20 protein-coding genes are annotated in these 23,576 nt (G+C 49.8%); 9 read left to right on the top strand and 11 right to left on the bottom strand.

Features of this window, described 5'->3' with window-relative positions; translation table 11 throughout:
* Positions 1–34: 34 nt before the first annotated feature.
* Genes hisD through hisIE form a run of 7 tightly spaced genes read left to right on the top strand, consistent with a single transcriptional unit; the run spans position 35 to position 6,139 of the window.
* Complete coding sequence (gene hisD, locus K7H21_RS09470; RefSeq protein WP_142473990.1) at positions 35–1,339, top strand: histidinol dehydrogenase; 1,305 nt, start codon at positions 35–37, stop codon at positions 1,337–1,339.
* Positions 1,336–2,397 (top strand): histidinol-phosphate transaminase, encoded by a 1,062-nt coding sequence (gene hisC, locus K7H21_RS09465; protein WP_004122434.1) that lies wholly within the window; start codon positions 1,336–1,338, stop codon positions 2,395–2,397. The genes hisD and hisC overlap by 4 nt, the downstream gene beginning before the upstream one ends.
* Positions 2,394–3,461: a bifunctional histidinol-phosphatase/imidazoleglycerol-phosphate dehydratase HisB gene (gene hisB / locus K7H21_RS09460; protein ID WP_004122437.1), complete on the top strand. Its 1,068-nt coding sequence runs from the start codon at positions 2,394–2,396 to the stop codon at positions 3,459–3,461. The genes hisC and hisB overlap by 4 nt, the downstream gene beginning before the upstream one ends.
* Entirely contained in the window at positions 3,461–4,051 is a 591-nt protein-coding gene (gene hisH, locus K7H21_RS09455) for an imidazole glycerol phosphate synthase subunit HisH (RefSeq protein WP_223035739.1), read from the top strand. Before hisB ends, hisH begins: the two co-directional genes overlap by 1 nt.
* Positions 4,051–4,788 (top strand): 1-(5-phosphoribosyl)-5-[(5-phosphoribosylamino)methylideneamino]imidazole-4-carboxamide isomerase, encoded by a 738-nt coding sequence (gene hisA, locus K7H21_RS09450; protein ID WP_004122442.1) that lies wholly within the window; start codon positions 4,051–4,053, stop codon positions 4,786–4,788. The genes hisH and hisA overlap by 1 nt, the downstream gene beginning before the upstream one ends.
* Entirely contained in the window at positions 4,770–5,546 is a 777-nt protein-coding gene (gene hisF / locus K7H21_RS09445) for an imidazole glycerol phosphate synthase subunit HisF (RefSeq protein WP_004122444.1), read from the top strand. Before hisA ends, hisF begins: the two co-directional genes overlap by 19 nt.
* On the top strand, positions 5,540–6,139 hold the full coding sequence (gene hisIE, locus K7H21_RS09440) for a bifunctional phosphoribosyl-AMP cyclohydrolase/phosphoribosyl-ATP diphosphatase HisIE (RefSeq protein ID WP_004122447.1): 600 nt from the start codon (positions 5,540–5,542) through the stop codon (positions 6,137–6,139). The genes hisF and hisIE overlap by 7 nt, the downstream gene beginning before the upstream one ends.
* Positions 6,140–6,222: 83 nt before the next feature.
* Here hisIE and K7H21_RS09435 read toward each other — a convergent pair whose 3' ends face one another.
* The 7 genes from K7H21_RS09435 to K7H21_RS09405 form a co-directional block, all read right to left on the bottom strand.
* Positions 6,223–7,542: a glycosyltransferase gene (locus K7H21_RS09435; RefSeq protein WP_223035738.1), complete on the bottom strand. Its 1,320-nt coding sequence runs from the start codon at positions 7,540–7,542 to the stop codon at positions 6,223–6,225.
* A gap of 131 nt (positions 7,543–7,673) precedes the next feature.
* The gene (locus K7H21_RS09430) at positions 7,674–8,819 is read right to left on the bottom strand and encodes a glycosyltransferase family 4 protein (RefSeq protein WP_185927816.1); all 1,146 of its coding nucleotides are present in this window, start codon (positions 8,817–8,819) and stop codon (positions 7,674–7,676) included.
* A complete protein-coding gene (locus tag K7H21_RS09425) occupies positions 8,820–9,713 on the bottom strand; it encodes a glycosyltransferase (RefSeq protein ID WP_142471133.1) in 894 nt (297 codons plus the stop codon).
* Complete coding sequence (gene glf, locus K7H21_RS09420; protein ID WP_004122458.1) at positions 9,710–10,864, bottom strand: UDP-galactopyranose mutase; 1,155 nt, start codon at positions 10,862–10,864, stop codon at positions 9,710–9,712. The genes K7H21_RS09425 and glf overlap by 4 nt, the downstream gene beginning before the upstream one ends.
* An 18-nt stretch (positions 10,865–10,882) precedes the next feature.
* Positions 10,883–12,775, bottom strand: coding sequence for a DUF4422 domain-containing protein (locus tag K7H21_RS09415; protein WP_004122461.1), 1,893 nt, complete (start codon positions 12,773–12,775; stop codon positions 10,883–10,885).
* Between the two features lie 13 nt (positions 12,776–12,788).
* Positions 12,789–13,529, bottom strand: coding sequence for an ABC transporter ATP-binding protein (locus tag K7H21_RS09410; RefSeq protein ID WP_004122464.1), 741 nt, complete (start codon positions 13,527–13,529; stop codon positions 12,789–12,791).
* Complete coding sequence (locus K7H21_RS09405) at positions 13,529–14,296, bottom strand: ABC transporter permease (protein WP_004122466.1); 768 nt, start codon at positions 14,294–14,296, stop codon at positions 13,529–13,531. The genes K7H21_RS09410 and K7H21_RS09405 overlap by 1 nt, the downstream gene beginning before the upstream one ends.
* 1,296 nt (positions 14,297–15,592) lie before the next feature.
* On the opposite strand from K7H21_RS09405, the gene K7H21_RS09400 reads away from it, so the two are divergent.
* Together K7H21_RS09400 and K7H21_RS09395 are read left to right on the top strand one after the other, a co-directional pair.
* Entirely contained in the window at positions 15,593–16,597 is a 1,005-nt protein-coding gene (locus K7H21_RS09400; protein WP_004122469.1) for an NAD-dependent epimerase, read from the top strand.
* Positions 16,598–17,074: 477 nt separating this feature from the next.
* Entirely contained in the window at positions 17,075–17,197 is a 123-nt protein-coding gene (locus K7H21_RS09395; protein ID WP_223035737.1) for a small membrane protein, read from the top strand.
* Positions 17,198–17,759: 562 nt separating this feature from the next.
* On the opposite strand, the gene ugd is transcribed toward K7H21_RS09395, so the two are convergent.
* The 4 genes from ugd to gndA form a co-directional block, all read right to left on the bottom strand.
* Entirely contained in the window at positions 17,760–18,926 is a 1,167-nt protein-coding gene (gene ugd, locus K7H21_RS09390) for a UDP-glucose 6-dehydrogenase (protein ID WP_223035736.1), read from the bottom strand.
* Positions 18,927–19,088: 162 nt separating this feature from the next.
* Positions 19,089–20,459 (bottom strand): O9 family phosphomannomutase RfbK, encoded by a 1,371-nt coding sequence (gene rfbK, locus K7H21_RS09385; protein ID WP_086531165.1) that lies wholly within the window; start codon positions 20,457–20,459, stop codon positions 19,089–19,091.
* Positions 20,460–20,481: 22 nt separating this feature from the next.
* On the bottom strand, positions 20,482–21,897 hold the full coding sequence (locus tag K7H21_RS09380; protein ID WP_223035735.1) for a mannose-1-phosphate guanylyltransferase/mannose-6-phosphate isomerase: 1,416 nt from the start codon (positions 21,895–21,897) through the stop codon (positions 20,482–20,484).
* A 213-nt stretch (positions 21,898–22,110) separates the two neighbouring features.
* Positions 22,111–23,517 (bottom strand): NADP-dependent phosphogluconate dehydrogenase, encoded by a 1,407-nt coding sequence (gene gndA, locus K7H21_RS09375; RefSeq protein WP_223035734.1) that lies wholly within the window; start codon positions 23,515–23,517, stop codon positions 22,111–22,113.
* Positions 23,518–23,576 lie beyond the last annotated feature (59 nt).

Here is a 23,576-nt window from a genome sequence, read left to right as displayed (position 1 = left end):
CGGGTCGGTCACGGGATAAACAGGGGAATCAACCATGAGCTTCAACACAATTATCGACTGGAACGGCTGTAGCGCTGAACAACAGCAACAACTCTTAATGCGCCCGGCCATTTCCGCCTCCGAGAGCATCAGCAAGACGGTGTCGGAGATCCTCAATAACGTCAAAGACAATGGCGATGCGGCTCTACGTGAATATAGCGCGAAGTTCGACAAAACCGACGTCAAGGCGTTGAAGGTCAGCGACGAAGAGATTGCCGCCGCCGGCGCGCGCCTGAGCGACGAGCTCAAGCAGGCGATGGCCGTAGCGGTTAAAAATATCGAAACCTTCCACAACGCGCAGCAGCTGCAGGCCGTGGATGTTGAAACCCTGCCGGGCGTGCGCTGCCAGCAGGTGACCCGCCCTATCGCCTCCGTCGGCTTATATATTCCCGGCGGCTCGGCGCCGCTGTTCTCAACGGTGCTGATGCTCGCAACGCCAGCACGCATCGCCGGCTGCCAGCAGGTGGTGCTGTGCTCGCCGCCGCCGATTGCTGATGAAATCCTCTATGCCGCCCAGCTGTGCGGCGTGCGCAATATCTTTAACGTCGGCGGCGCGCAGGCGATTGCCGCCCTGGCGTTCGGCACCGAATCGGTGGCGAAGGTCGATAAAATCTTTGGCCCGGGCAACGCCTTCGTGACCGAAGCCAAGCGCCAGGTGAGCCAGCGTCTTGACGGTGCGGCTATCGATATGCCCGCCGGACCGTCGGAAGTGCTGGTGATCGCCGACAGCGGCGCCACCCCGGATTTCGTCGCGTCCGACCTGCTTTCCCAGGCCGAGCACGGCCCGGATTCGCAGGTGATCCTGCTGACGCCGGATAGCGATATGGCCACCCGCGTCGCGCAAGCCGTTGAGCGCCAGCTGGCCGAGCTGTCCCGGGCGGAAACCGCCCGCGGGGCGCTCTCCGCCAGCCGCATCATCGTGGCGCGCGATATCGCCCAGTGCGTGGCGATTTCCAACCAGTACGGCCCGGAGCACCTGATTATTCAGACCCGTAACGCCCGCGAGCTGGTAGACGGTATCACCAGCGCCGGTTCGGTATTCCTCGGCGACTGGTCGCCGGAATCCGCCGGCGATTACGCCTCCGGCACCAACCACGTGTTGCCGACCTACGGCTACACCGCGACCTGCTCCAGCCTCGGCCTGGCGGATTTCCAGAAACGTATGACCGTGCAGGAGCTGTCGCGTGACGGGTTTGCCGCCCTCGCATCAACGATTGAAATTCTGGCCGCCGCCGAGCGCCTGGACGCCCACAAAAACGCCGTTACGCTGCGCGTCGCAGCCCTTAAGGAGCAAGCATGAGCATTGAAGATTTAGCCCGCGCCAACGTCCGCGCGCTGACGCCGTATCAATCAGCTCGCCGTCTGGGGGGTAAAGGCGACGTCTGGCTGAACGCCAACGAATTCCCTACCGCGGTAGAGTTCCAGCTGACCGAGCAGACGATGAACCGTTACCCGGAACCGCAGCCGAAAGCGGTCATTGAACGCTACGCACAGTATGCGGGCGTCAAGCCGGAGCAGGTGCTGGTCAGTCGCGGCGCCGACGAAGGCATTGAACTGCTGATCCGCGCGTTCTGCGAGCCGGGCCAGGACGCGGTGCTCTATTGCCCACCGACCTACGGCATGTACAGCGTCAGCGCCGAAACTATCGGCGTGACCTGCCGTACGGTGCCGACGCTCGCCGACTGGCAGTTAGATCTGCCGGGTATCGCGGCTAATCTCGACGGCGTGAAAGTGGTTTTCGTCTGCAGCCCGAATAACCCGACCGGGCAGATTATCAACCCGAAAGATTTTCGCACCCTGCTGGAGATGACGCGCGGTAAAGCCATCGTGGTCGCGGATGAAGCCTATATCGAATTCTGCCCGCAGGCCACGCTGGCGGCCTGGCTGAACGAGTATCCGCACCTGGTGATTCTGCGTACCCTCTCCAAGGCCTTCGCCCTGGCCGGACTGCGCTGCGGTTTTACCCTCGCCAACGCCGAGGTGATTAACGTGCTGATGAAGGTTATCGCGCCTTATCCGCTCTCCACGCCGGTGGCCGATATCGCCGCCCAGGCGCTCAGCGCGGAAGGCCTTGCCGCCATGCGGGCGCGCGTGGCGCAGATCCTCGCCGAACGCGATTATCTGGTGAGCCAGCTGCGCGGCATCGCCTGCGTTGAAGAGGTGTTCGACTCCGAGAGCAACTACGTTCTGGCGCGGATCACCGCCTCCAGCGCGGTGTTTAAATCTTTGTGGGATCAGGGCATTATCTTACGTGACCAGAATAAACAACCTTCATTAAGCGGCTGTTTGCGTATCACTATCGGTACCCGTGCAGAGAGCCAGCGCGTCATTGACGCTTTGACTGCGGAGAATGTATGACCCAGAAGTTTCTCTTTATTGACCGTGACGGTACGCTGATTTCCGAGCCACCGGTTGATTTTCAGGTAGATCGCTTCGATAAGCTGGCCTTTGAGCCGCAGGTGATCCCGGCCCTGCTCAAGCTGCAGCAGGAAGGGTATAAGCTGGTGATGATCACCAACCAGGATGGGTTGGGAACCGCCAGCCTGCCGCAGGACGAGTTCGACGGCCCGCACAACCTGATGATGCAAATATTCGCCTCCCAGGGCGTCAACTTTGACGAAGTGCTGATTTGCCCGCATCTCCCGGCGGATAACTGCGACTGCCGCAAGCCGAAAACCAGACTGGTGCTGCCGTGGCTGGAACAAGGGGTGATGGACACCGCCCACAGCTACGTGATTGGCGACCGTGCGACCGACATTCAGCTGGCGGATAACATGGGCATTACCGGCCTGCGCTATGACCGCGAAAAGCTGGACTGGCCGACCATTTGCGAACAGCTAACCCGCCGCGACCGCTACGCCCACGTTGAGCGCATCACTAAAGAGACCCAGGTGGATGTGAAAGTGTGGCTGGACCGCGAAGGCGGCAGCAAAATCTCCACCGGCGTCGGCTTCTTCGATCATATGCTGGACCAAATCGCTACCCACGGCGGCTTCCGTCTGGAGGTTAACGTTGGTGGCGATCTGTATATCGACGATCACCACACCGTGGAAGATACCGGGCTGGCGCTCGGCGAAGCGCTGAAGCTGGCGCTCGGCGATAAGCGCGGCATTGGCCGTTTCGGCTTTGTGCTGCCGATGGACGAATGTCTGGCCCGCTGCGCGCTGGATATCTCCGGCCGCCCGCACCTCGAATATAAAGCCGACTTTACCTATCAGCGCGTTGGCGATCTGAGCACCGAAATGGTGGAACACTTCTTCCGCTCGCTCTCCTATACCATGGCGGTCACTCTGCACCTGAAAACCAAGGGCAAAAACGACCACCACCGCGTAGAGAGCCTGTTTAAGGCCTTCGGCCGCACGCTACGCCAGGCGATTCGCGTCCAGGGCGACACGCTGCCGTCTTCGAAAGGGGTACTCTGATGAACGTGGTGATCCTCGATACCGGCTGTGCCAACCTCAATTCGGTGAAATCCGCGGTGAGCCGCCACGGCTATGAGCCGCAGGTCAGCCGCGACCCGGATGTGGTGCTGCGCGCCGATAAGCTGTTTCTGCCGGGGGTGGGGACGGCGCAGGCGGCTATGGACCAGCTGCGCGATCGCGAGTTAATCGAACTGATTAAAGCCTGTACCCAGCCGGTGCTGGGCATTTGCCTCGGCATGCAGCTGCTGGGAAAACGCAGCGAAGAGAACAACGGCGTCGACCTGCTGGGCATTATCGAGCAGGACGTGCCGAAAATGACCGACCGCGGCCTGCCGCTGCCGCATATGGGCTGGAACCAGGTGTATGCCAAAGCGGGCGATCGTCTGTTTCGCGGCATTGAAGACGGGGCGTATTTTTACTTCGTCCACAGCTACGCGATGCCGGTCAACGTCAATACCATCGCCCAGTGCAGCTACGGCGAGGCCTTCACCGCGGCGGTGCAGAAAGATAACTTTTTTGGCGTCCAGTTCCACCCTGAACGCTCCGGTAGCGCCGGGGCGCAGCTGCTGAAAAACTTCCTGGAGATGTGATGATCATTCCTGCTTTAGATTTAATTGACGGTACGGTCGTCCGTCTCCATCAGGGCGATTACGGCCAGCAGCGCGACTACGGCAACGACCCGCTGCCGCGCCTGCAATCCTATGCCGCCCAAGGGGCCGAAGTGCTGCACCTGGTCGACCTGACCGGGGCGAAAGATCCGGCTAAGCGTCAAATCCCGCTGCTGAAAACCCTGGTTGCCGGCGTCAATGTGCCGGTGCAGGTTGGCGGCGGCGTGCGGACGGAAGAAGACGTGGCCGCCCTGCTTGAAGCGGGCGTGGCGCGCGTGGTGGTGGGTTCGACGGCGGTGAAGTCGCCGGAAGTGGTGAAAGGCTGGTTTACACGTTTTGGCCCGCAGCATCTGGTGCTGGCGCTTGACGTACGGATCGACGCGGAAGGCCGCAAGCAGGTGGCGGTCAGCGGCTGGCAGGAGAACTCCGGCGTAACCCTGGAAGAACTGGTGGAGAGCTATCAGTCCGTCGGCCTGCAGCACGTGCTGTGTACCGATATTTCCCGCGACGGGACGCTGGCCGGGTCTAACGTCTCACTGTATGAAGAAGTCTGCGCCCGCTATCCGCAGGTCGCGTTTCAGTCCTCCGGCGGCATTGGCGATCTGCATGATATCGCCGCGCTGCGCGGAACCGGAGTGCGCGGGGTAATTGTCGGCCGGGCGCTGCTGGAAGGTAAATTCAACGTAACGGAGGCCATTCAATGCTGGCAAAACGGATAATCCCCTGTCTTGACGTTCGCGACGGCCAGGTAGTGAAAGGCGTGCAGTTCCGTAATCACGAAATCATCGGCGATATCGTCCCGCTGGCTAAACGCTATGCCGACGAAGGCGCGGATGAGCTGGTGTTCTACGATATCACCGCCTCCAGCGACGGCCGCGTGGTGGATAAAAGCTGGGTGTCGCGGGTCGCGGAAGTGATCGACATTCCATTCTGCGTCGCCGGCGGTATTAAGTCGCTGGACGATGCGGCGCAAATCCTCTCCTTCGGCGCGGATAAAATCTCCATCAACTCCCCTGCCCTCGCGGATCCCACGCTGATTACCCGCCTGGCCGATCGGTTCGGCGTGCAGTGTATTGTGGTGGGCATTGATACCTGGTTTGACGCCGCGAGCGGCAAGTATCACGTCAACCAGTATACCGGCGATGAAAGTCGGACGCGGGTGACGCAGTGGGAAACCCTGGACTGGGTGCAGGAAGTGCAAAAGCGCGGAGCCGGCGAGATCGTCCTCAATATGATGAATCAGGATGGCGTGCGTAACGGCTACGATCTGGAGCAGTTAAGCAAGGTGCGCGCCGTGTGCCGCGTGCCGCTGATTGCATCCGGAGGCGCGGGCACCATGGAACACTTCCTGGAAGCCTTCCGCGACGCTAACGTCGACGGCGCGCTGGCCGCCTCGGTGTTCCACAAGCAAATTATCAACATTGGTGAACTGAAAACGTACCTGGCAGCACAGGGCGTGGAGATTAGGGTATGTTAAGTGAACAGCTGGATTGGCAAAAAACCGACGGTCTGATGCCGGTCATCGTGCAGCACGCCGTTTCTGGTGAAGTGCTGATGCTGGGCTATATGAATCAGGATGCGCTGGCGAAAACCGAAGAAACCGGCAAAGTGACCTTTTATTCGCGGACCAAACAGCGTCTGTGGACCAAGGGGGAAACGTCAGGCAATTTCCTTAACGTGGTGAGCATCACCCCGGATTGCGATAACGATACCCTGCTGGCGCTGGTCAATCCGATTGGCCCAACCTGCCATAAAGGCACCTCAAGCTGTTTTGGCGAAACCGGCCATCAGTGGCTGTTCTTATATCAGCTGGAGCAGCTGCTGGCGGAACGTAAGCACGCCGACCCGGAGAGTTCGTATACCGCGAAGCTTTACGCCAGCGGAACCAAGCGTATCGCGCAGAAGGTGGGAGAAGAAGGCGTGGAGACCGCGCTGGCCGCAACGGTGCATGACCAGTTCGAGCTGAAGAATGAGGCGTCGGATTTGATGTATCACCTGCTGGTGCTGCTGCAGGATCAGGGGCTGAATTTGACGGATGTGGTGGAAAACCTGCGGAGCAGGCATAAGTAAGTCATCAAAGGGAGGCGGCATAACGCCTCCCTTGCAATATAACCCTCGCCAGCGCGCTGGTTGATATCACCTGTTTATCGTCGTCATGACTTTTTTCGTGCGGTTATCGCTTTGACTATCCTAAATGGTTTCGTCATTTTCCATGACAAAGATGAAACCAAATCGGTATAGCGCTGAGTCAGCTCCTGGTAAGCATTTTCGATGCTGAGCAATTTCTGTTGTTGAGTTTGATACTCGCCCTCTATACGCGTATTCCGCTGTTCGAGCTCGTGGATAATCCTGGTTTTATCGTTAACCTGCGTCTTCAGGACATCAATTTCACTTCGCTGAGATACAGTCGACTGTTTAAGCGAAGTGATTTCTTCCTGCAGCGTTGAATTCAACATATGTGCATGTTCAAGCTCGCGCAACACTCTGTCTTTCAGAGAAAAAATATACTCTTCCGCTGACTGATTAACGATCCGGCCATGCGCAGCTTTGATAAAGTCATCATAAAAGTCATCACGATCGATTTCTAAAGATAAGATGAACGACTTCACATCGTTGAAGAGCAGGTTAAAGGAAGGGCCCGAGATCGTATTTAAGTTCCACTCCAGAAAAACAACGGCGTAATTATTAAAATCCCGACTTCTGGACGCCAGTAAATCATGCGCTTTCATAAACGAACGTAGCGAAGTCAATGCCTCCAGCGCGCAGTGCCATGAGGTTGCCCTGGTGGAAGAAAGCGACTTCGCGCGGTTGATCGTATGAGAGATTAAGATCTCATCCACCAGCGAGATACGGTTTGCCAACAGCATGAAACTACTCACAAAGTACAGGTCGTTTGTAGTTCTCAGCGGTTGAAACTCCAGACCCAATGCCAGAATAGCTTCGCGTCTGAAGAGCTTATCCCACGGCCACCATATAAAGGCGCGGAAAAAATCGTCAGCAATTTCCTGTGAAGAGAAGACCTCTTTTTCAGGTAGTAAATCCTCACGCGCGGACATAGGCATGGGAGAATGAGTATCGGTTTGCAGATCGATTGACTGGCATCGGCAGATAACAACATCCGTTTGCAGGGCCGTAGCCCGGTCGGACATTCTCTTTAACATCTCTTTATCGGCATAATCATCATCATCGAGGAAAATGATGTATTCGCCGGTCGCTATACGTAAGCCGATATTTCGTGATTCACCCCCGCCGACGTTGCTGGGGTTGGTTATAATCCGGACTCGTGAGTCCTCATCGGCTATTGTAGCGACAATGCCCAGAGTATTATCGGTTGAGTTATCGTTAACAATGATAATCTCAATGTCTTTTAAAGACTGGGCTAATACCGTATTAAGCGTTTCGGAAATATACTCCGCGGCATTATGAACGGGGATGATAACGGAAACAACAACGTTACTTGATTCATCAGACATTCAATCACCTTCAAAATAAGAGGCACGCAATCATTAAACGTAAATAATGCGTTTGCAGAGCAGTTACATTGAATAAATGTAACGCTTCGGAGGTGTTTGATTTACATGAAGCTGTAATCTCTTGCGCTATATCATCCCTGAACCACATCATGATAAGTCTTGAGAGTCTTACTAATGATCATACCGCTAGAAAACTTATCCTGAACGCGTTGCCGTCCTTTGATACCCATCTCAACTCGTGCTTTGGGGTTGGCTAATAAGTATTCAAGCTTATCCGCCAGCTCCTGCGGAGAGTTACTTTTCACGATAATGCCGTTATCGTTATTAATGATCAGGCTATCGCAGCCGCCAACATCGTAGGCAATGCACGCCCGGCCAACCGAGGAAGCCTCAAGCAAAATACGCGGGACGCCTTCGGAATAGATCGAAGGCAGGGCCACGATGTTCGATTCCTCGATCAAGTCGCAGACGTTAGAACTGTGACCTAACCAGTTAATCAGCCCTTCTTTATGCCATTGCTGAATGACGGCAAGTGAAATGGCATCCTTATCGTTTTCAACAAGTATTCCAGCAACGTTTAGCGTAAAATGAATATTTCTGGATTCGAGAATTTTCTTGGCTTCAATTAAATCCCCGAGCCCCTTGCTCCACAGCATTCTGCTGGCAAACAGCACGACCGGAACATCACGTTCCTGCTCCAGTGAATATTTATAGATATCCGGGTTGATACCTGCGCCATCGATGACAATAGTCTGCTGGTAGTCAATGCCAACAAAACCCGCGAGTTTTTTACGATCTTTATCATGCTCGAACATAAATATACTGCGCTTATTACTGGCAATATACTTATATGCCATGATAGTGATATTGCGCAATAGCTTAAGCAAGCCCGTATCACAAGAAAATACACGCCCGAGGCCGACAAAACTCACGATGACCGGGCGATTATTTGCCTTCGAAATAAGCCCACCGATCAGACATGGCTTAATTGTAATACAATGTAAAAGGTCGGGATTAATCTCTTTGATGATCCTTCGGGACGCAAAAAAGGCCCGAAAGAAAGTTAATGCATTAAATGATTGAGCATCAAGTGGAACGTTATGACACTTAAAACCAAATGTTTTAAATTTATTCAGCACTTTACCATCGACAAAATGACTGATGATGTGAATCTCATAACCAGCATCTCGGGCGGCGATTGCACGATCTATCCAGTGCAAATCAAAATACCAATCCGAATTTATGAAATAACACAGTTTTTTCATTGCTATATCCACTTAATGGTTCTTACCGCTGATTCCTTTTACACCATGGATAATTCCACGACGCAAGTATTTAAAATATAACAATTTATTGCGTTGCCATGGCAATATTGATACATATTTAATCAACCGCAAAAGGATTGAGAGACGGCTAAAAATGGCAACTCGCGGGAAAATTTTCTTCGCCAGAATAAGATTTCGACAAAGGTAATAAACTTTCCATTCGGGAAAGATAGACTTCCCCTGGATACTCACATCGTGCGAGAAGACAACCTCAGGCGAATAACGAATCACTTCGCCATCGAGTGTTAACTGATAGCCAAAGTAAAGATCGTCAAAATATAAAAATAACTCATCGTGAATATTGTGTATATTCTTTCGCAGCAAATCTCGCTGAATAATCATCCCGACAAAGGATACCGTTTGCACCGCGGTCGAACGGGAAAGCGACGGTAGAAACTCAGCCGGATTTTTGATGTAGCGTAATGTGTCGATAAACGATGACGGTACTTTAGCAAAAGGGATGTTCATCGAACAAGGTTGCCCCCGAAGATCTTTTACCAAAGCGGTGAACACCCGACAATTAGCTTTATCCAGCTGGGTAAATTTTTCCAGCGCATCGCTCTCGGGCCAGGCGTCATCATCGTAAAAGAAAACCCAGTCGGTATCGACATTGTCGCATAAATATTGACTTCCGGCCTTAAAGCCCCCCGCTCCACCGGTATTAGAAGGCAGATTGAGGACAATTACCCGAGGGTCGCTAAGGGTGGCTAACCACTCCAGGGTCCCATCCGTGGACCCGTTATTGACAACCATTATCGCTGTAAAATTTAATTTCACAGTGTTGGCAATAGATACTTTTAACTTCTCTAAGCGATTATAAGTGACTATTAATGCAGAGCAATTCATCGCACAGAAACCGTGAATACTGGCATAGCTTCATGATTATCAAGGGAAGATAAGTACTTCTCGGCAGTATTTAATGCTTCTGCGATAGTCACATCCATATCCAGGTATCGATAGGTTCCAAGACGGCCAACAAAAGTAATGTTCTTTTCACTTTCCGCAAGGGACAAATACTTATCGAGTAAAGCCATCTCCCCCATCTGACGAATCGGATAATAAGGAATATCTTTTTCTCCACACTCGCGGCTGTATTCCTTATAGCATACCGACCCTTCATGGGTTTCCCAGGGCGAAAAGTACTTATGTTCAGTGATACGGGTGTAAGGAACATCCAGTGAGCAGTAGTTCATCACCGCGCAGCCCTGATAATCGCCCTGCCAGGTGAATTTTTCAAAATCCAAAGTACGATAGCCCAGGCGGCCATATTGATAGGAATAGAAGGCATCCAGCGGCCCGCTATAGAACACATGATCGTACTTTTCTCTCTCTTCAGCGTTAAACGATTGCTGAAGTTCAATAGTGATATTTTCATGATTGGCAATTGACTCAATCATTTTCGTATAACCCAGTTTCGGCATGCCCTGAAATCTGTGGTTAAAGTAATTATCATCGTAGTTAAAACGAACCGGCAGACGCTTAAGAATCGACGCAGGAAGCTGTGATGGCTCCATCCCCCACTGCTTGATGGTATAGCCTTTGAAGAACGCCTCATAGAGCTCTTTGCCGATAAAACGCAGAGCCTGTTCTTCAAAGGTCTTCGGTTCCTGGATCGAACTGTCCCCTTTTTCTGCAATAAGCGCCCGGGCCTCATCTGGCGAACAGGTTTTGGCAAAAAACTGGTTAATGGTATGCAGGTTGATCGGCAGAGAGAACACTTGCCCATTAACGGTTGCTTTGACGCGGTTCACATACGGCATCATTTCAGCGTGCTGAGTCACATAGTTCCACACTGTTTCATTATCGGTATGAAAGATATGCGGACCATAAACGTGGACCATAACGTCAGTTTGCGGATCCCGTGCGTCGTAGGAGTTACCGCCAATGTGGTCCCGCTGATCGATAATTCTGATACGATGACCTTGCTCAGCAAGCTGGCGTGCGATAACCGCACCAGAAAAACCAGCGCCGACAATTAAAATATTTTTACTGTTCATAATATTATTCCAGCAGCCTTAACCAAGAATTGAGCGTCTAACTTTATAGTAGTATTTTGTTATCGTATTTCGCCTCGGTGAACCGACAGGAGCATATTTATTAAGGAAAGGCATCAACGCTTTTTTTATCCTGGTCTGAAGCAGAACAGGCGTTTGCCCTGCAGTATGAGCAGGATTTGATGAATTAATCAGGGATAGCTGACGGAAATAGGCTTCTTTTTCCCATGGCGTATTGATGACGTTTTCCAGGAAATCGTCATAAAAGTCAACCTTGTCCGTGTTCCACGGTTTATTCTCCCCGGCATAGTGAATCATATTCGGGTTCATTCTGGCTTCTAAAAAGCGCATGTATGTTGCGAACTGGAGATTGGGGAAAAAGTCATCGGTATTGCCATTACCATGATAGACATTCCACTCCAGCGGTAAAAACTCAACCCGGCCATAGAAAACTTTGTTCATGATGTCCTGATCAAGGAACCAGTACTTTTTCTCTTTAAGGGTTTTAATCAGCTCGGAGAAGGTATCTTCCTGCACCATTTGCGCGACGTTGAAAACGATAATCCCCGCCTGGAAATACTCATCAGGATTGGTCATTTTAAGCGTTTTTTGCAGATACTCGCCGGCCGGCATTACGCCATCAGCAGACTCCGACATCGCGCCAAACTTGACGAAGCCTTCCATCACGATATCTTTAACGGCGGCAACAAGGTTAGTGCCAAGTTCGACATTAAGCAAAGCTGCCAGATCGGCCTTCACCACAGTATCGGAATCGATAAAAATAACCTTCTCATATTCACGGAAAAGCTGCGGAATGAACAAGCGAGCATAGGTTGATGCGCTAAAGTGCGCTCGGGTATGTACACCATTCAATTCGGTAAAGGCATTCACATCAAAAAATCGAAGTGAAAAGTTTGCATGGGCTGAGACCAGCTTGGTTAAGCGCTGCTTGTTAAGATTGCTAACCTTGTTTTCCAGCACAACGATATCGTAATGGGTATTTTTATCAGAATGGCGAACGATAGAGTTGATTAAAGCCCCGCCGCTGATGGCGTAGTTATCATCAAAACTGATGACTATTGGCGCAGCGTCTGAAAAGACCGGCATCAGCTTGCCGTTGAAGGTCTCATTCATCACGAAAGTGCGCTGTAGCTCCTTAACTTTCAGGGCACGGTCTTGCTGCTGTTTAATAATGTAAATATTAAACAGACGCTCTGCGATATGGCCGATAACACGCTTTTCCTGAGCGTTATAATTATTCATCGAGATGCGACTTTCAAGATGAGTCAAAATCGCGAACAGCCATTCAGAATAATTCACGAACATATCTTTGTGCATCACAAACATGTTCGTATAATAGCCATCTGTTGCATTGTTAAACTGCTGAATAGCCGCTTTATAATCCGGATAAAGCTCTTCGACAACGTCCAGGGCAGTCAGATAATCCTTGATGTGTAAAAACTCACCTTTCTCATAATGATCGAGGTTGTTTTTACTGCCAGCAGAGGTTACTGACCACTTCTTCGGTAACAGCAGGTCAAAACCTGAAAGACAATCTTGTATTGCCGTGTCGGTTAAACCAAACTGGTTTTCATACTCTGTATCGATAACCGGAGAATTCACTACGCCCCAGTTATCTTCCGCAAAGCTCTGCTGTGAGGAAAAATTGAGGTGCCGGCGATAATGCATAAAACCGACATAATCAGAAAGAGTCTCATTTTTCCAAACCCAATAATGTGCTGTTAACTCACAGTAGAAAGGGTTTTTAAACGAAATATTATCTCCCGTATCATCGCCAATACAGCCGATATCATTATAGGAGTTGGCTTTACCTACATGCAATGGTTTGATAATAGATGCATTAAGGAATGCGCTCGGCTTATGATGACAGGTATAGATCTTAATACTATTCATTTAATTACCAGATTTAGGCCATTGCTTGTTTATAAAGTTCGATGATTCTTTCAGCAGAACCGATTTCCCGGAGGCGGTGATTTTCGATCCAGACAACCCGATCGCATATTTTTTCCACATCACTCATGTTGTGACTAACGAACAGTATTGTCACACCACGATTTTTGAACTCTTTGATCGTCTTGATACATTTGGCCTGAAATGAAATATCGCCGACGGCAAGCACTTCATCGATAATCAGAATATCAGGCTCAACTTGACTAATAACCGAGAAGCCAAGCTTCGCTAGCATACCGCTAGAGTAGACGCGGATCGGCTCATCAATAAATTCTCCTAATTCGGAAAATTCAATGATGCGATCCATTCGCTGTAAAACCTCTTTACGACGTAATCCAAGAAGAGTGGCATTAAGAAAAATGTTCTCACGGCCAGTCAATTCTGGATGAAAACCACCACCTAGCTCAAGCATTGAGGCCACTCGCCCACGAGTTGTGACTGACCCTTTCGTTGGCTTGATAACACCGGCAACCAACCCTAAAGAGGTGCTTTTGCCTGCGCCGTTTCGGCCAATGAGCGCAACAGCCTCTCCTTTGCCAACCGTAAAAGAGACATCCTGAATAGCAAGATATTTACGGCCCTTCAGTAATTGAAATGCTCTTTTAGGATGAAATATTAAATCTTTAATACCTGAGCCAATATGATGGTAAAGTGGATATTCTTTTGTCACATTATTAAAATCAATTACTGGTTCCATCACAAGATCTCTGCAAATCGATATTTTAATTTATTAAAAATACTTAATCCGATAACTGTCAGCACAATACCAGTTAAATATAGCACTGAAATATGCTCATAGTTTAAAACACCATCCATAAATAAGTTACGCCAGCTTAAAATCATACTAGCCAGAGGGTTATAGTCAATAACCCAGCTATATTTAGCTGGAATCATATCCGATGCGTATAAAATGGGTGTGCAGTAAAACATCAGCATAATACCGAGAGTAACAAATCGTTCTAAGTCTCTGAAAAATAGATTCAAAGTCGAAAAGATAATTGATACACCAAAGGTAAAAATCACCTGTCCGATAGCAATGAGCGGTATTCCCCAAAGCCATGAAAGCGAAGGACGCATACCGTACACAAAAAGAAAAGCGACAATGACAGGAATAGTGCATAAGAAGTGCAAGCCTTCCATCATCACATTACTAAGAGGAATAACCGAACGCGGAAATACGGTTTTTTTGATAATTTGCGCATTAGCAATAAATGAGAAAAGCGAATTCGTCGCTGAGCTTGCAAACCACTGCCAGGGGAAGAGACCCGTTATTAAGAAAAGGGTATAATTAGGTATCTGGACTCGCATGATCAATTTAAAAATAAAATAGTAGATCATCGCAAACAGTAAGGGGTTGGCAATCGACCATAAATAACCAAATACACTGCTCTTATAGCGTACTTTTAGATCTTTATTGGTGATAACAACAAGCAGGTCAAATAAATACCCTAGATTATACTTCATTTTTATACTCATAAATTATTCTACGAAATTTTAAGCATTGGGTTATGCACTTTAGATTTGCGAGTTGTCGCTGACTAACGAAATCCACTGCGAGAGCGCTAACGCCCTGACAGATACACTGCCGATAGACACCATGTCTTTGGACATACAACCTGAAATCTTAAGCACATAGGTTAAAGCAAGATTTTCCCAAATTTTCTGTACGCTCTAATTCATTGTCAGCAGCCGACCATGGTAGCTCTTCCATACTAAGCAGGGACAAGCGAGAAGCTGGCGTAGAGATGGCCAGTTAACGTGCTGTTTCTGAATGTACAGTAAAAACTGCTATTTTTCAGTCAGATACTCCCCCCATAGTCTTACGAGGTCGCTTTCAACCACGCTACCGCCCTTGGCTGTCGCAACCAAACGGCGTAATGATTCAACAACCCTATCTGTAAACATCTCCTGCGGCTACCTTTGACGGCAGCACTAAACCGACACACCCTCTTCTTACATCAAACGCTCTCGCAGCGGCTGTCGGCCAAGATTATCGCCCGTGACGCTGGGTGCTGCTCGCTAGAGAATTTAAAAGATTCTAGCAGGCCCACACTCTCGCTGTTTGCTTAAGACCCATCCATCAGGAATTTCTCAATTAGCTCGTTTAGCAAGCCTGTTTTTTGAACTCATGACAGGGTTCTTCCCGTTCTCTTCCCATCCATCTTCTGAGAATCAGCGCAAACTGTGCGCACTATTGATCGAAATGACGCCAACAATCAGTCTGGTGCCATATTTAATACTGCGCACAGGATAGCTGATTAAACTGACAACACAATGGTCATGCAAATGAGTTGCCGCATTATAGCGCTGGTCTATAGGAATAAAAATGAAAATACGTTGCCAATCAATTCATATTGCAAATGATTCATGTAGTAAACATAATGTAAAACAAATAGAATCCAAAAACTAACCAGCTGATTTTAAAGGATAAAAAATAAATAAGCCATATCGATGTGAAAGAATTGTAAATTCATACATAAAACCAATTTTTATCAACGTTAACTTTCGAGGGTTTAAAGCGCCGTACAGCGAGTTGAAATCGCGAGATTATGACAAGACCTCATGCAATTGTTACCCTGCTAATCATCCAGCATCGATAATGAATCTCATCTCCATCACAAAATGCCTTGCTATGGACGACATCATCTGGCCATCGAAGGCATGAACATAAACAGCAACGGTAAAGCAGGTGATCCACGCAGCAAGCCAGTGTAAAATCGAGGAATATATAGCGGGATACAGTCACCCCAGAGGATGAATATGAAATTTTTAGTAACTGGAGCCGCGGGATTTATCGGCTTTCATACCTGCAAGCGCCTTCTGGAGGCGGGTCATGAAGTTGTCGGCCTCGACAACATGAACGACTATTATGACGTCAATCTTAAGCAGGCCCGTCTGGATTTACTGCAGTCTCCCCTGTTTAGTTTTCACAAAATCGATCTGGCGGATCGCGAGGGTATTGCCCGACTTTTTGCTAATGAGAAATTTAACCGGGTGATCCATCTTGCCGCTCAGGCTGGAGTTCGCTACTCCCTGGAAAACCCGTTCGCTTATGCCGACGCTAACCTGATTGGTTATCTGAACATTCTTGAAGGCTGCAGACACAATAATGTTGAGCATTTGCTCTATGCCTCATCCAGTTCGGTCTATGGCCTTAACCGTAAAATGCCGTTCTCTACCGATGATTCGGTTGATCATCCGGTTTCGCTGTATGCCGCCACCAAGAAGGCAAACGAACTGATGGCGCATACCTACTCTCACCTTTATGGTATTCCGACCACTGGACTCAGATTCTTTACCGTCTATGGTCCTTGGGGACGTCCGGATATGGCGCTGTTTAAATTTACAAAAGCCATGCTGGAAGGAAAGCCCATCGATGTCTACAACTATGGCAAGATGAAGCGCGATTTCACCTACATTGACGATATCGTTGAGGCGATTGTTCGGATGCAGGATATTATTCCGCAGCCCAATCCGGAATGGACCGTTGAGACGGGTTCACCGGCAGATAGCTCTGCGCCATACCGGGTGTATAACATCGGTAATAGTTCACCGGTTGAGCTGATGGATTACATCACGGCGCTTGAGGAAGCTATGGGGATGGTTGCGGAGAAAAATATGATGCCAATACAGCCGGGCGATGTACTGGAAACTAGCGCAGATACCAAGCCGCTGTATGATGCGGTGGGATTCAGACCGCAGACGACGGTCAGGCAGGGAGTGAAGAACTTCGTTGACTGGTATAAGGCCTACTACAAGGTCTAATCAACCCGGCATGGCGCAGGTATTTAGCCGCAGTGAGGTACTACTGCGGCTTTTTTATATCGAGAATTGTCATTCGGCAATCTTATCCATTCAGATGCTCGTAAAAACACGCTGTTTATAACTAACTCAGCGCAAAGCCCGCGGCCCACACAATAACGAAACACTAAGTTAACACAAAACAAACAAATTCATCAACAAACTCTGATATAAGCCACTTTCACTATAATCACTAAAGAGCATTCGCGTACAAAGGAAACTGTGACCAGCGAATCAAGCTGGTGCAAAAGTCGGTTACAGCGCTATTGTTCAAACTACTGGCGCGGAAAAGGGTTTTCCACTTTCCGTAAAAAAACCACAAACGCCATATAGGATTTTTCTTAAATTCAGGATATGTTAAGCAGGCAAAGGCATGCTTTTGCAGAGATATTAGTTCGCAGGCAAATGGATTTATAACATTCCTTTCATTCGGTACGCATTATGGCAAACATAATTTTCTTAGCAGTTGCTGCCATCCTGTTGATTGTTTCAGTCTATTTTCTGATTTTTTATATCAAAGATCAGAAAAAGACCAAGCTGACTTTTAACAAACGAAAGTGGTGAAAAGAAAACTTAATATAATTATAATACAGGCATAGGAAATAATAATATAAGAATAAACACTGCCAGCGGTGGGGCTACATATAGCCTTTCAGCTGGCAATGGATACCATTTAAAAAAGTTATATCACACTGGTACTTTCCCTTTACTATTCTAATGGCAGTAAATGATTTGTGTTTTCTATGCCTGCGCCCTTCCCTTGAAAGATCCCGTACCATCACCCGTGTAAATTTTAATCAGAGCCTTAGCTCGTCGTAACGAAGCTCGCCTGAGAACCCGGATTCCAGAAACAACAAAAGCCTGCAAGCAGGCTTTGTTTTACCTTCCGGCGCTTATCTCCAGCGTCTACATCACAGTGACGGTAGCTCTTCACAAGGTGAATTTAACATATCCGACCTCAATGGTTGGGACAAGATGATCGATTGAAGAATCTAAGCGAGGTCACGTTTTTTAGAGGGGTTGGTGGGGTAGGAGAAGTAAGACGATTTGTCAGGCGAATAACTGAACCCTTCAGGAGAAAGGAAAATTCTGGCCGACAGATTATCTCCCGGCCAGAGGGGGGGATTTAGTCACTACCGAACAAATCGCGGGTATACACTTTGTCAGCGACATCCGACAGCTCTTCAGCCATTCGGTTTGAGACAATCACGTCAGCTTCTTGTTTGAATGCTTCGAAATCGCGAACTACGCGGGAATTAAAGAACTCATCTTCCTGCATAACCGGTTCGTAGATAATGACCGGGATACCTTTGGCCTTGATACGCTTCATGATGCCCTGAATAGAAGAAGCGCGGAAGTTATCGGAACCACTCTTCATGATCAGACGATAGATACCAACAACTTTAGGCTTGCGTGCCAGGATTGAGTCCGCGATAAAATCTTTGCGTGTGCGGTTAGCATCTACAATGGCACCGATGATGTTATTCGGCACAGATTCATAGTTTGCCAGCAACTGCTTGGTATCTTTCGGCAGGCAGTAGCCGCCGTAGCCAAAGGAGGGGTTATTATAGTGATTACCGATTCGCGGATCGAGACACACGCCTTCGATGATCTGTTTACTGTTCAGACACTGGCTTTCAGCGTAGCTGTCCAGTTCATTAAAGTAGGCTACGCGCAGTGCCAGGTAGGTATTGGCGAATAACTTAATCGCCTCAGCTTCGGTGGAGTCAGTAAACAGCGTCGGGATATCCTGCTTAATCGCGCCTTCTTTCAGCAGATTAGCGAAACGCTCCGCGCGTTCTGAACGTTCGCCAATGACGATACGAGACGGGTGCAGGTTGTCGTAAAGAGCGCGGCCTTCACGCAGAAACTCAGGAGAGAAAATGACGTTATCAATGCCCAGGCGCTCTTTAATATCACGCGTAAAGCCAACGGGAATGGTGGATTTAATAATCATTACCGCGTCTGGGTTAATCTCGGTGACATCACGAATAACGGCTTCAACAGTCGAAGTATTGAAGTAGTTCGTTTTCGGATCGTAGTCAGTCGGCGTAGCGATAATGACATAATCTGCATTACGGTAGGCATCATGCTTGTCCGTTGTCGCGCGAAAATTCAACGGTTTTTCCGCCAGATATTCCTGGATCTCCTTATCGACAATCGGAGAAATCTTTTGGTTAATCATATCAACTTTGGATTGAATGATATCCAGCGCCACCACTTCGTGGTTTTGCGCAATCAGGATGCCATTCGATAAACCAACATAACCGGTACCGGAAATAGTAATTTTCATTCGATCACACTTTAATCAGTTAACTGGACGGCGGCATATTAGCCACCCTGGTAATCAACACTTGTGGCGGTTTTACTCTCAGAAAGATGGGAAGTCAAGAAAGAGCCATAAGGTGATGCATCATTCCACGCACATATCCTATGGCTCTAGGCAGATTAATTTCTATTTCATTAAAGCTAATATTTCTTCTGTTTTAGCCTTCATTAATTCATCGTCTCCTTTTGACTCTACGTTAAGACGCACAACCGGCTCGGTATTCGAGCTGCGCAGGTTAAAACGCCACTCCGGATATTCAATACTGATGCCGTCGGTGGTATCCACGTTCACGGCATCCGGTTCATAGCGTTCACGGATGCGCGCAATTGCCGCCGCCGCATTCTCCAGCTTGCGGTTAATTTCCCCGGACGCCGGGAACGCCGCCTGCCGGTCCGCCACCAGCGCCTTGAGCGGGCTGTTCTTCAGACATAGTAGCTCCGCCACCAGCAACCATGGGATCATCCCGCTGTCGCAGTAGGCGAAGTCGCGGAAATAGTGGTGTGCGCTCATTTCCCCGCCGTAAATCGCATCTTCCTGACGCATCCGCTCTTTAATAAACGCATGCCCGGTTTTCGACATCACCGGTGTGCCGCCGCTGCGGGTCACCATATCCACCGTATTCCACGTCAGGCGCGGGTCGTGAATAATCCGGGCGCCCGGCTGCTTCTGCAGGAACGCTTCCGCCAGCAAGCCAACAATATAATAGCCTTCGATAAATTCTGCATCGTTATCAAACATAAAGCAGCGGTCGAAGTCACCGTCAAAGGCGATCCCCATGTCCGCGCCGTGCTCGCGCACCGCATCCGCGGTGTCCTGCCGGCACTCCGGCAGCAGCGGGTTCGGGATTCCATTCGGGAAATTGCCGTCAGCCTGGTGATGCACCTTGATAAAGGTCACTGGCACGCCTGCCGCCACAAAACGTTTCTCCACTTCATCAATCACGTGACCGGCAGCGCCGTTGCCGGAGTTCACCACCAGCTTCAGTGGACGGGTGAAGCTGGCCAGGTTCACGTAGCCCATCAGGTGGTCCACGTACTCCTGCAGCACCGATATCTGACGTAGGGTGCCGCGACGGGACGCGTCCACCGGCGCAAACTGATTCTCTTCCGCCAGGCGCTGGATGTCGCGCAGCCCGGTGTCGCCACTGATGGGTTTCGCATTCTCCCGCACCAGCTTCATTCCATTATAGTTCATCGGGTTATGGCTGGCCGTCACCTCAATCCCGCCGTCCACGCCCAAGTGGAAGGTGGCGAAGTAAATCTCTTCGGTTCCGCTCAGACCAATGTCCAGAACGTCAGTGCCCGCATCCATCAGGCCGTTGGCCAGCGCCAGCTTCAAGGACTCGCTGGTCAGACGGACATCACCGCCCACGACGATCGTTTTTGGTTTCAAGAATTCGCCATAGGCACGTCCGATACGGTAGGCAATATCTTCGTTTAATTCTTCGCCCAGTTCGCCGCGGATATCGTAAGCTTTAAAACAGTTTAATTTTGCCATCTATTTAATCCTTAAATACAAATTAGCAACGACCATACTGGTCTTTAATACGGATAATATCGTCTTCGCCCAGATAGGATCCGGACTGGATCTCCAACACTTCCAGTGGGATACGTCCAGGATTCTCCAGGCAGTGTTCGGCACCAATGGGAATAAAGGTAGACTGATTTTCAGTCAGCAGGAACTGATTACCGTTGACCGTTATCTGCCCCGTGCCTGCGAGGATCACCCAGTGCTCGGCGCGGTGGTGGTGCATCTGCATGGAGAACGCCCCGCCCGGCTTGACGGTGATACGGTTAACGTTGAAGCGCGGAGTCTGAACCACCACGTCGCTGCGGCCCCACGGACGGTAGATTTCGCGGTGTCGTTTATATTCGCTGCGCTGGTTGGCCTTCAGGTACTCCACGACCTTTTTCACGTCCTGGGCGCGGTTTTTATTCATCACCAGCACCGCATCCTTGGTACTAACGATCACCAAGTCCTCAACGCCGATAGCCGCCACCAACTTTTCGTCGCTGTTGATGTAGCAGTTCTGGCTGTTGTTCACCCAGGCATCGCCGTTCAGCACGTTGCCAAGCTCATCTTTGGGGCTGACATCCCACAGGGCTGACCATGAGCCGACGTCGCTCCAGTCCGCGTCCAGCCCCACCACCACCGCATCGGCGGTCTTTTCCATTACCGCATAGTCAACGGATTCGTCGGGACAGGTGCTGAACACCTTATGCGGGATGCTGATAAAGTCGCTGCCGCTATCGGCCGCATTGACCGCAGCCGTGCAGACTTCGAGAATATCCGGGCGGAACTTTGCCAGCTCGGAGAGATACTTTTTCGCCCGGAACATAAACATACCGCTGTTCCAGTAATATTCCCCGGAGGCCAGATAGGCCTGCGCACGCTCCAGGTCAGGCTTCTCGACAAAGCGGGCGACCTGATAAGGCGCATGCTCCCCTTCCCCCAGCGAATCGCCGCGCTGGATATAGCCGTAGCCGGTTTCCGGGGTGTTCGGAACGATACCGAAGGTGACCAGATGGTCAGCATGCGCATACTGCTCAGCAACGCGGATGGCGTCGTGGAAGACCTGCTGATTATTGATAATGTGGTCCGCTGCCAGGACAAGCATCAGCGGGTCATCGCCATTCTGCGTGGCCTGCAGTGCCGCGAGGGCGATGGCCGGTGCCGTGTTGCGGCCCACCGGCTCAAGAATGATATTCTTCGACAGCTTGTTGAGCTGTCTTAGCTGTTCAGCCACCAGGAAGCGGTGCTCTTCATTGCAGATAACCATAGGCTCATGGGTATCCAGACCGGAGAGGCGCGAAATGGTTTCCTGCAACATGGAGTTCTGCCCGTACAGTCGGAGAAACTGTTTGGGGTAGAGTTCACGGGACATCGGCCACAGGCGGCTACCGGTGCCACCCGCCATAATCACAGGAAGTAACATGATATAATCCTTAATAAATATGAAATATTAAATGTGACGTGATGGAAGTAATAACTTCTTTATTTGCAAGTTCAATTAAAAGTGCAAATAGAGAAATACCACATAGACAAGAAAGGAATAACCTTATTATATACAATCAAAAAAATTAAATACTATTTGATATTTTTGAATTAAAAAAACAACCTGGCTTTTGCCAGGTTGTTTGTCAGCTAGTTAATCCATCCACTCGGTGTGGAACACTCCTTCTTTATCGGTACGCTTATAGGTATGCGCACCAAAATAGTCACGCTGCGCCTGAATCAGGTTAGCAGGTAGAACAGCGGAACGGTAACTATCGTAGTAGGCGATGGCCGCAGAGAAAGTTGGAACCGGAATACCATTCTGTACTGCGTATGCAACCACATCGCGCAGGGCTTGCTGATAATCATCAGCGATCTGTTTGAAGTAAGGCGCTAGCAGCAGATTGGCAATTCCAGCGTTCTGCTCATAGGCATCAGTAATCTTTTGCAGGAACTGAGCACGAATGATACAGCCTGCGCGGAAGATTTTCGCGATCTCACCGTAGTTAAGATCCCAATGGTATTCATCAGAAGCCGCACGCAGCTGGGAGAAGCCTTGAGCGTAAGAGACGATTTTGCCCAGGTACAGAGCCCGGCGAACTTTCTCAACGAACTCCTCTTTATCACCTGCACTCTTCGCATGTGGTCCGGTAAGGACTTTCGAAGCAGCCACACGCTGATCTTTAAGAGAAGAAATGTAGCGTGCGAATACAGATTCAGTGATAAGTGACAGCGGCTCACCAAGGTCAAGAGAGCTCTGGCTGGTCCATTTACCGGTACCTTTGTTTGCCGCTTCATCGAGGATCACATCGACCAGGTATTTACCCTCTTCATCCTTTTTGGTGAAGATGTCTTTTGTGATGTCAATGAGATAGCTGCTGAGCTCACCTTCATTCCATTCGGTAAAGGTTTGCGCCAGCTCTTCATTAGAAAGCGCGAGACCACCTTTCAGTAAAGCGTAGGCTTCTGCAATAAGCTGCATATCGCCGTATTCAATACCGTTGTGAACCATTTTGACATAATGACCAGCACCATCAGCACCGATATAGGTTACACACGGCTCACCGTCTTCAGCGACAGCAGCTATCTGCATGAGAATTGGAGCAACCAGTTCATAAGCTTCTTTCTGACCGCCAGGCATGATCGAAGGACCTTTAAGAGCCCCTTCTTCACCGCCGGACACGCCGGTTCCGATGAAGTTAAAACCTTCAGCAGAAAGCTCACGATTACGACGAATAGTATCCTGGAAGAAGGTATTACCACCATCGATGATGATGTCACCCTTGTCCAGGTAAGGCTTCAGAGAGTCGATGGCACTGTCAGTGCCTGTACCCGCCTTCACCATTAACAGGATACGGCGCGGAGTCTCGAGTGATTCAACAAACTCTTGCACAGTATAATGAGGGACCAGTTTCTTGCCTGGATTCTCGGCAATCACTTCTTCGGTCTTTTCACGGGAGCGGTTGAAAACGGAGACGGTATAACCGCGGCTCTCGATGTTGAGCGCAAGGTTACGCCCCATCACTGCCATACCGACAACCCCGATCTGTTGCTTGGACATTACATACTCCTGTCAGGTGTGGTCACTGCGACTGTTCGCAGCTTAAATGTGAAGATTAT

The organism is Klebsiella sp. CTHL.F3a (assembly GCF_019890895.1).
Lineage (GTDB): Bacteria > Pseudomonadota > Gammaproteobacteria > Enterobacterales > Enterobacteriaceae > Klebsiella > Klebsiella grimontii.
This window is presented reverse-complemented; position numbering and strand designations above follow the sequence as displayed.

Coding starts and splice junctions, on each gene's coding strand:
- gndA (WP_223035734.1), bottom strand. CDS start 23,517: ATGTCCAAGCAACAGATCGGGGTTGTCGGTATGGCAGTGATGGGGCGT.
- hisF (WP_004122444.1), top strand. CDS start 4,770: ATGCTGGCAAAACGGATAATCCCCTGTCTTGACGTTCGCGACGGCCAG.
- hisIE (WP_004122447.1), top strand. CDS start 5,540: ATGTTAAGTGAACAGCTGGATTGGCAAAAAACCGACGGTCTGATGCCG.
- hisA (WP_004122442.1), top strand. CDS start 4,051: ATGATCATTCCTGCTTTAGATTTAATTGACGGTACGGTCGTCCGTCTC.
- glf (WP_004122458.1), bottom strand. CDS start 10,864: ATGAACAGTAAAAATATTTTAATTGTCGGCGCTGGTTTTTCTGGTGCG.
- hisH (WP_223035739.1), top strand. CDS start 3,461: ATGAACGTGGTGATCCTCGATACCGGCTGTGCCAACCTCAATTCGGTG.
- hisC (WP_004122434.1), top strand. CDS start 1,336: ATGAGCATTGAAGATTTAGCCCGCGCCAACGTCCGCGCGCTGACGCCG.
- rfbK (WP_086531165.1), bottom strand. CDS start 20,459: ATGGCAAAATTAAACTGTTTTAAAGCTTACGATATCCGCGGCGAACTG.
- hisD (WP_142473990.1), top strand. CDS start 35: ATGAGCTTCAACACAATTATCGACTGGAACGGCTGTAGCGCTGAACAA.
- K7H21_RS09415 (WP_004122461.1), bottom strand. CDS start 12,775: ATGAATAGTATTAAGATCTATACCTGTCATCATAAGCCGAGCGCATTC.
- hisB (WP_004122437.1), top strand. CDS start 2,394: ATGACCCAGAAGTTTCTCTTTATTGACCGTGACGGTACGCTGATTTCC.
- K7H21_RS09395 (WP_223035737.1), top strand. CDS start 17,075: ATGGCAAACATAATTTTCTTAGCAGTTGCTGCCATCCTGTTGATTGTT.
- K7H21_RS09425 (WP_142471133.1), bottom strand. CDS start 9,713: ATGAATTGCTCTGCATTAATAGTCACTTATAATCGCTTAGAGAAGTTA.
- K7H21_RS09400 (WP_004122469.1), top strand. CDS start 15,593: ATGAAATTTTTAGTAACTGGAGCCGCGGGATTTATCGGCTTTCATACC.
- K7H21_RS09410 (WP_004122464.1), bottom strand. CDS start 13,529: ATGGAACCAGTAATTGATTTTAATAATGTGACAAAAGAATATCCACTT.
- K7H21_RS09380 (WP_223035735.1), bottom strand. CDS start 21,897: ATGTTACTTCCTGTGATTATGGCGGGTGGCACCGGTAGCCGCCTGTGG.
- K7H21_RS09405 (WP_004122466.1), bottom strand. CDS start 14,296: ATGAAGTATAATCTAGGGTATTTATTTGACCTGCTTGTTGTTATCACC.
- ugd (WP_223035736.1), bottom strand. CDS start 18,926: ATGAAAATTACTATTTCCGGTACCGGTTATGTTGGTTTATCGAATGGC.
- K7H21_RS09435 (WP_223035738.1), bottom strand. CDS start 7,542: ATGTCTGATGAATCAAGTAACGTTGTTGTTTCCGTTATCATCCCCGTT.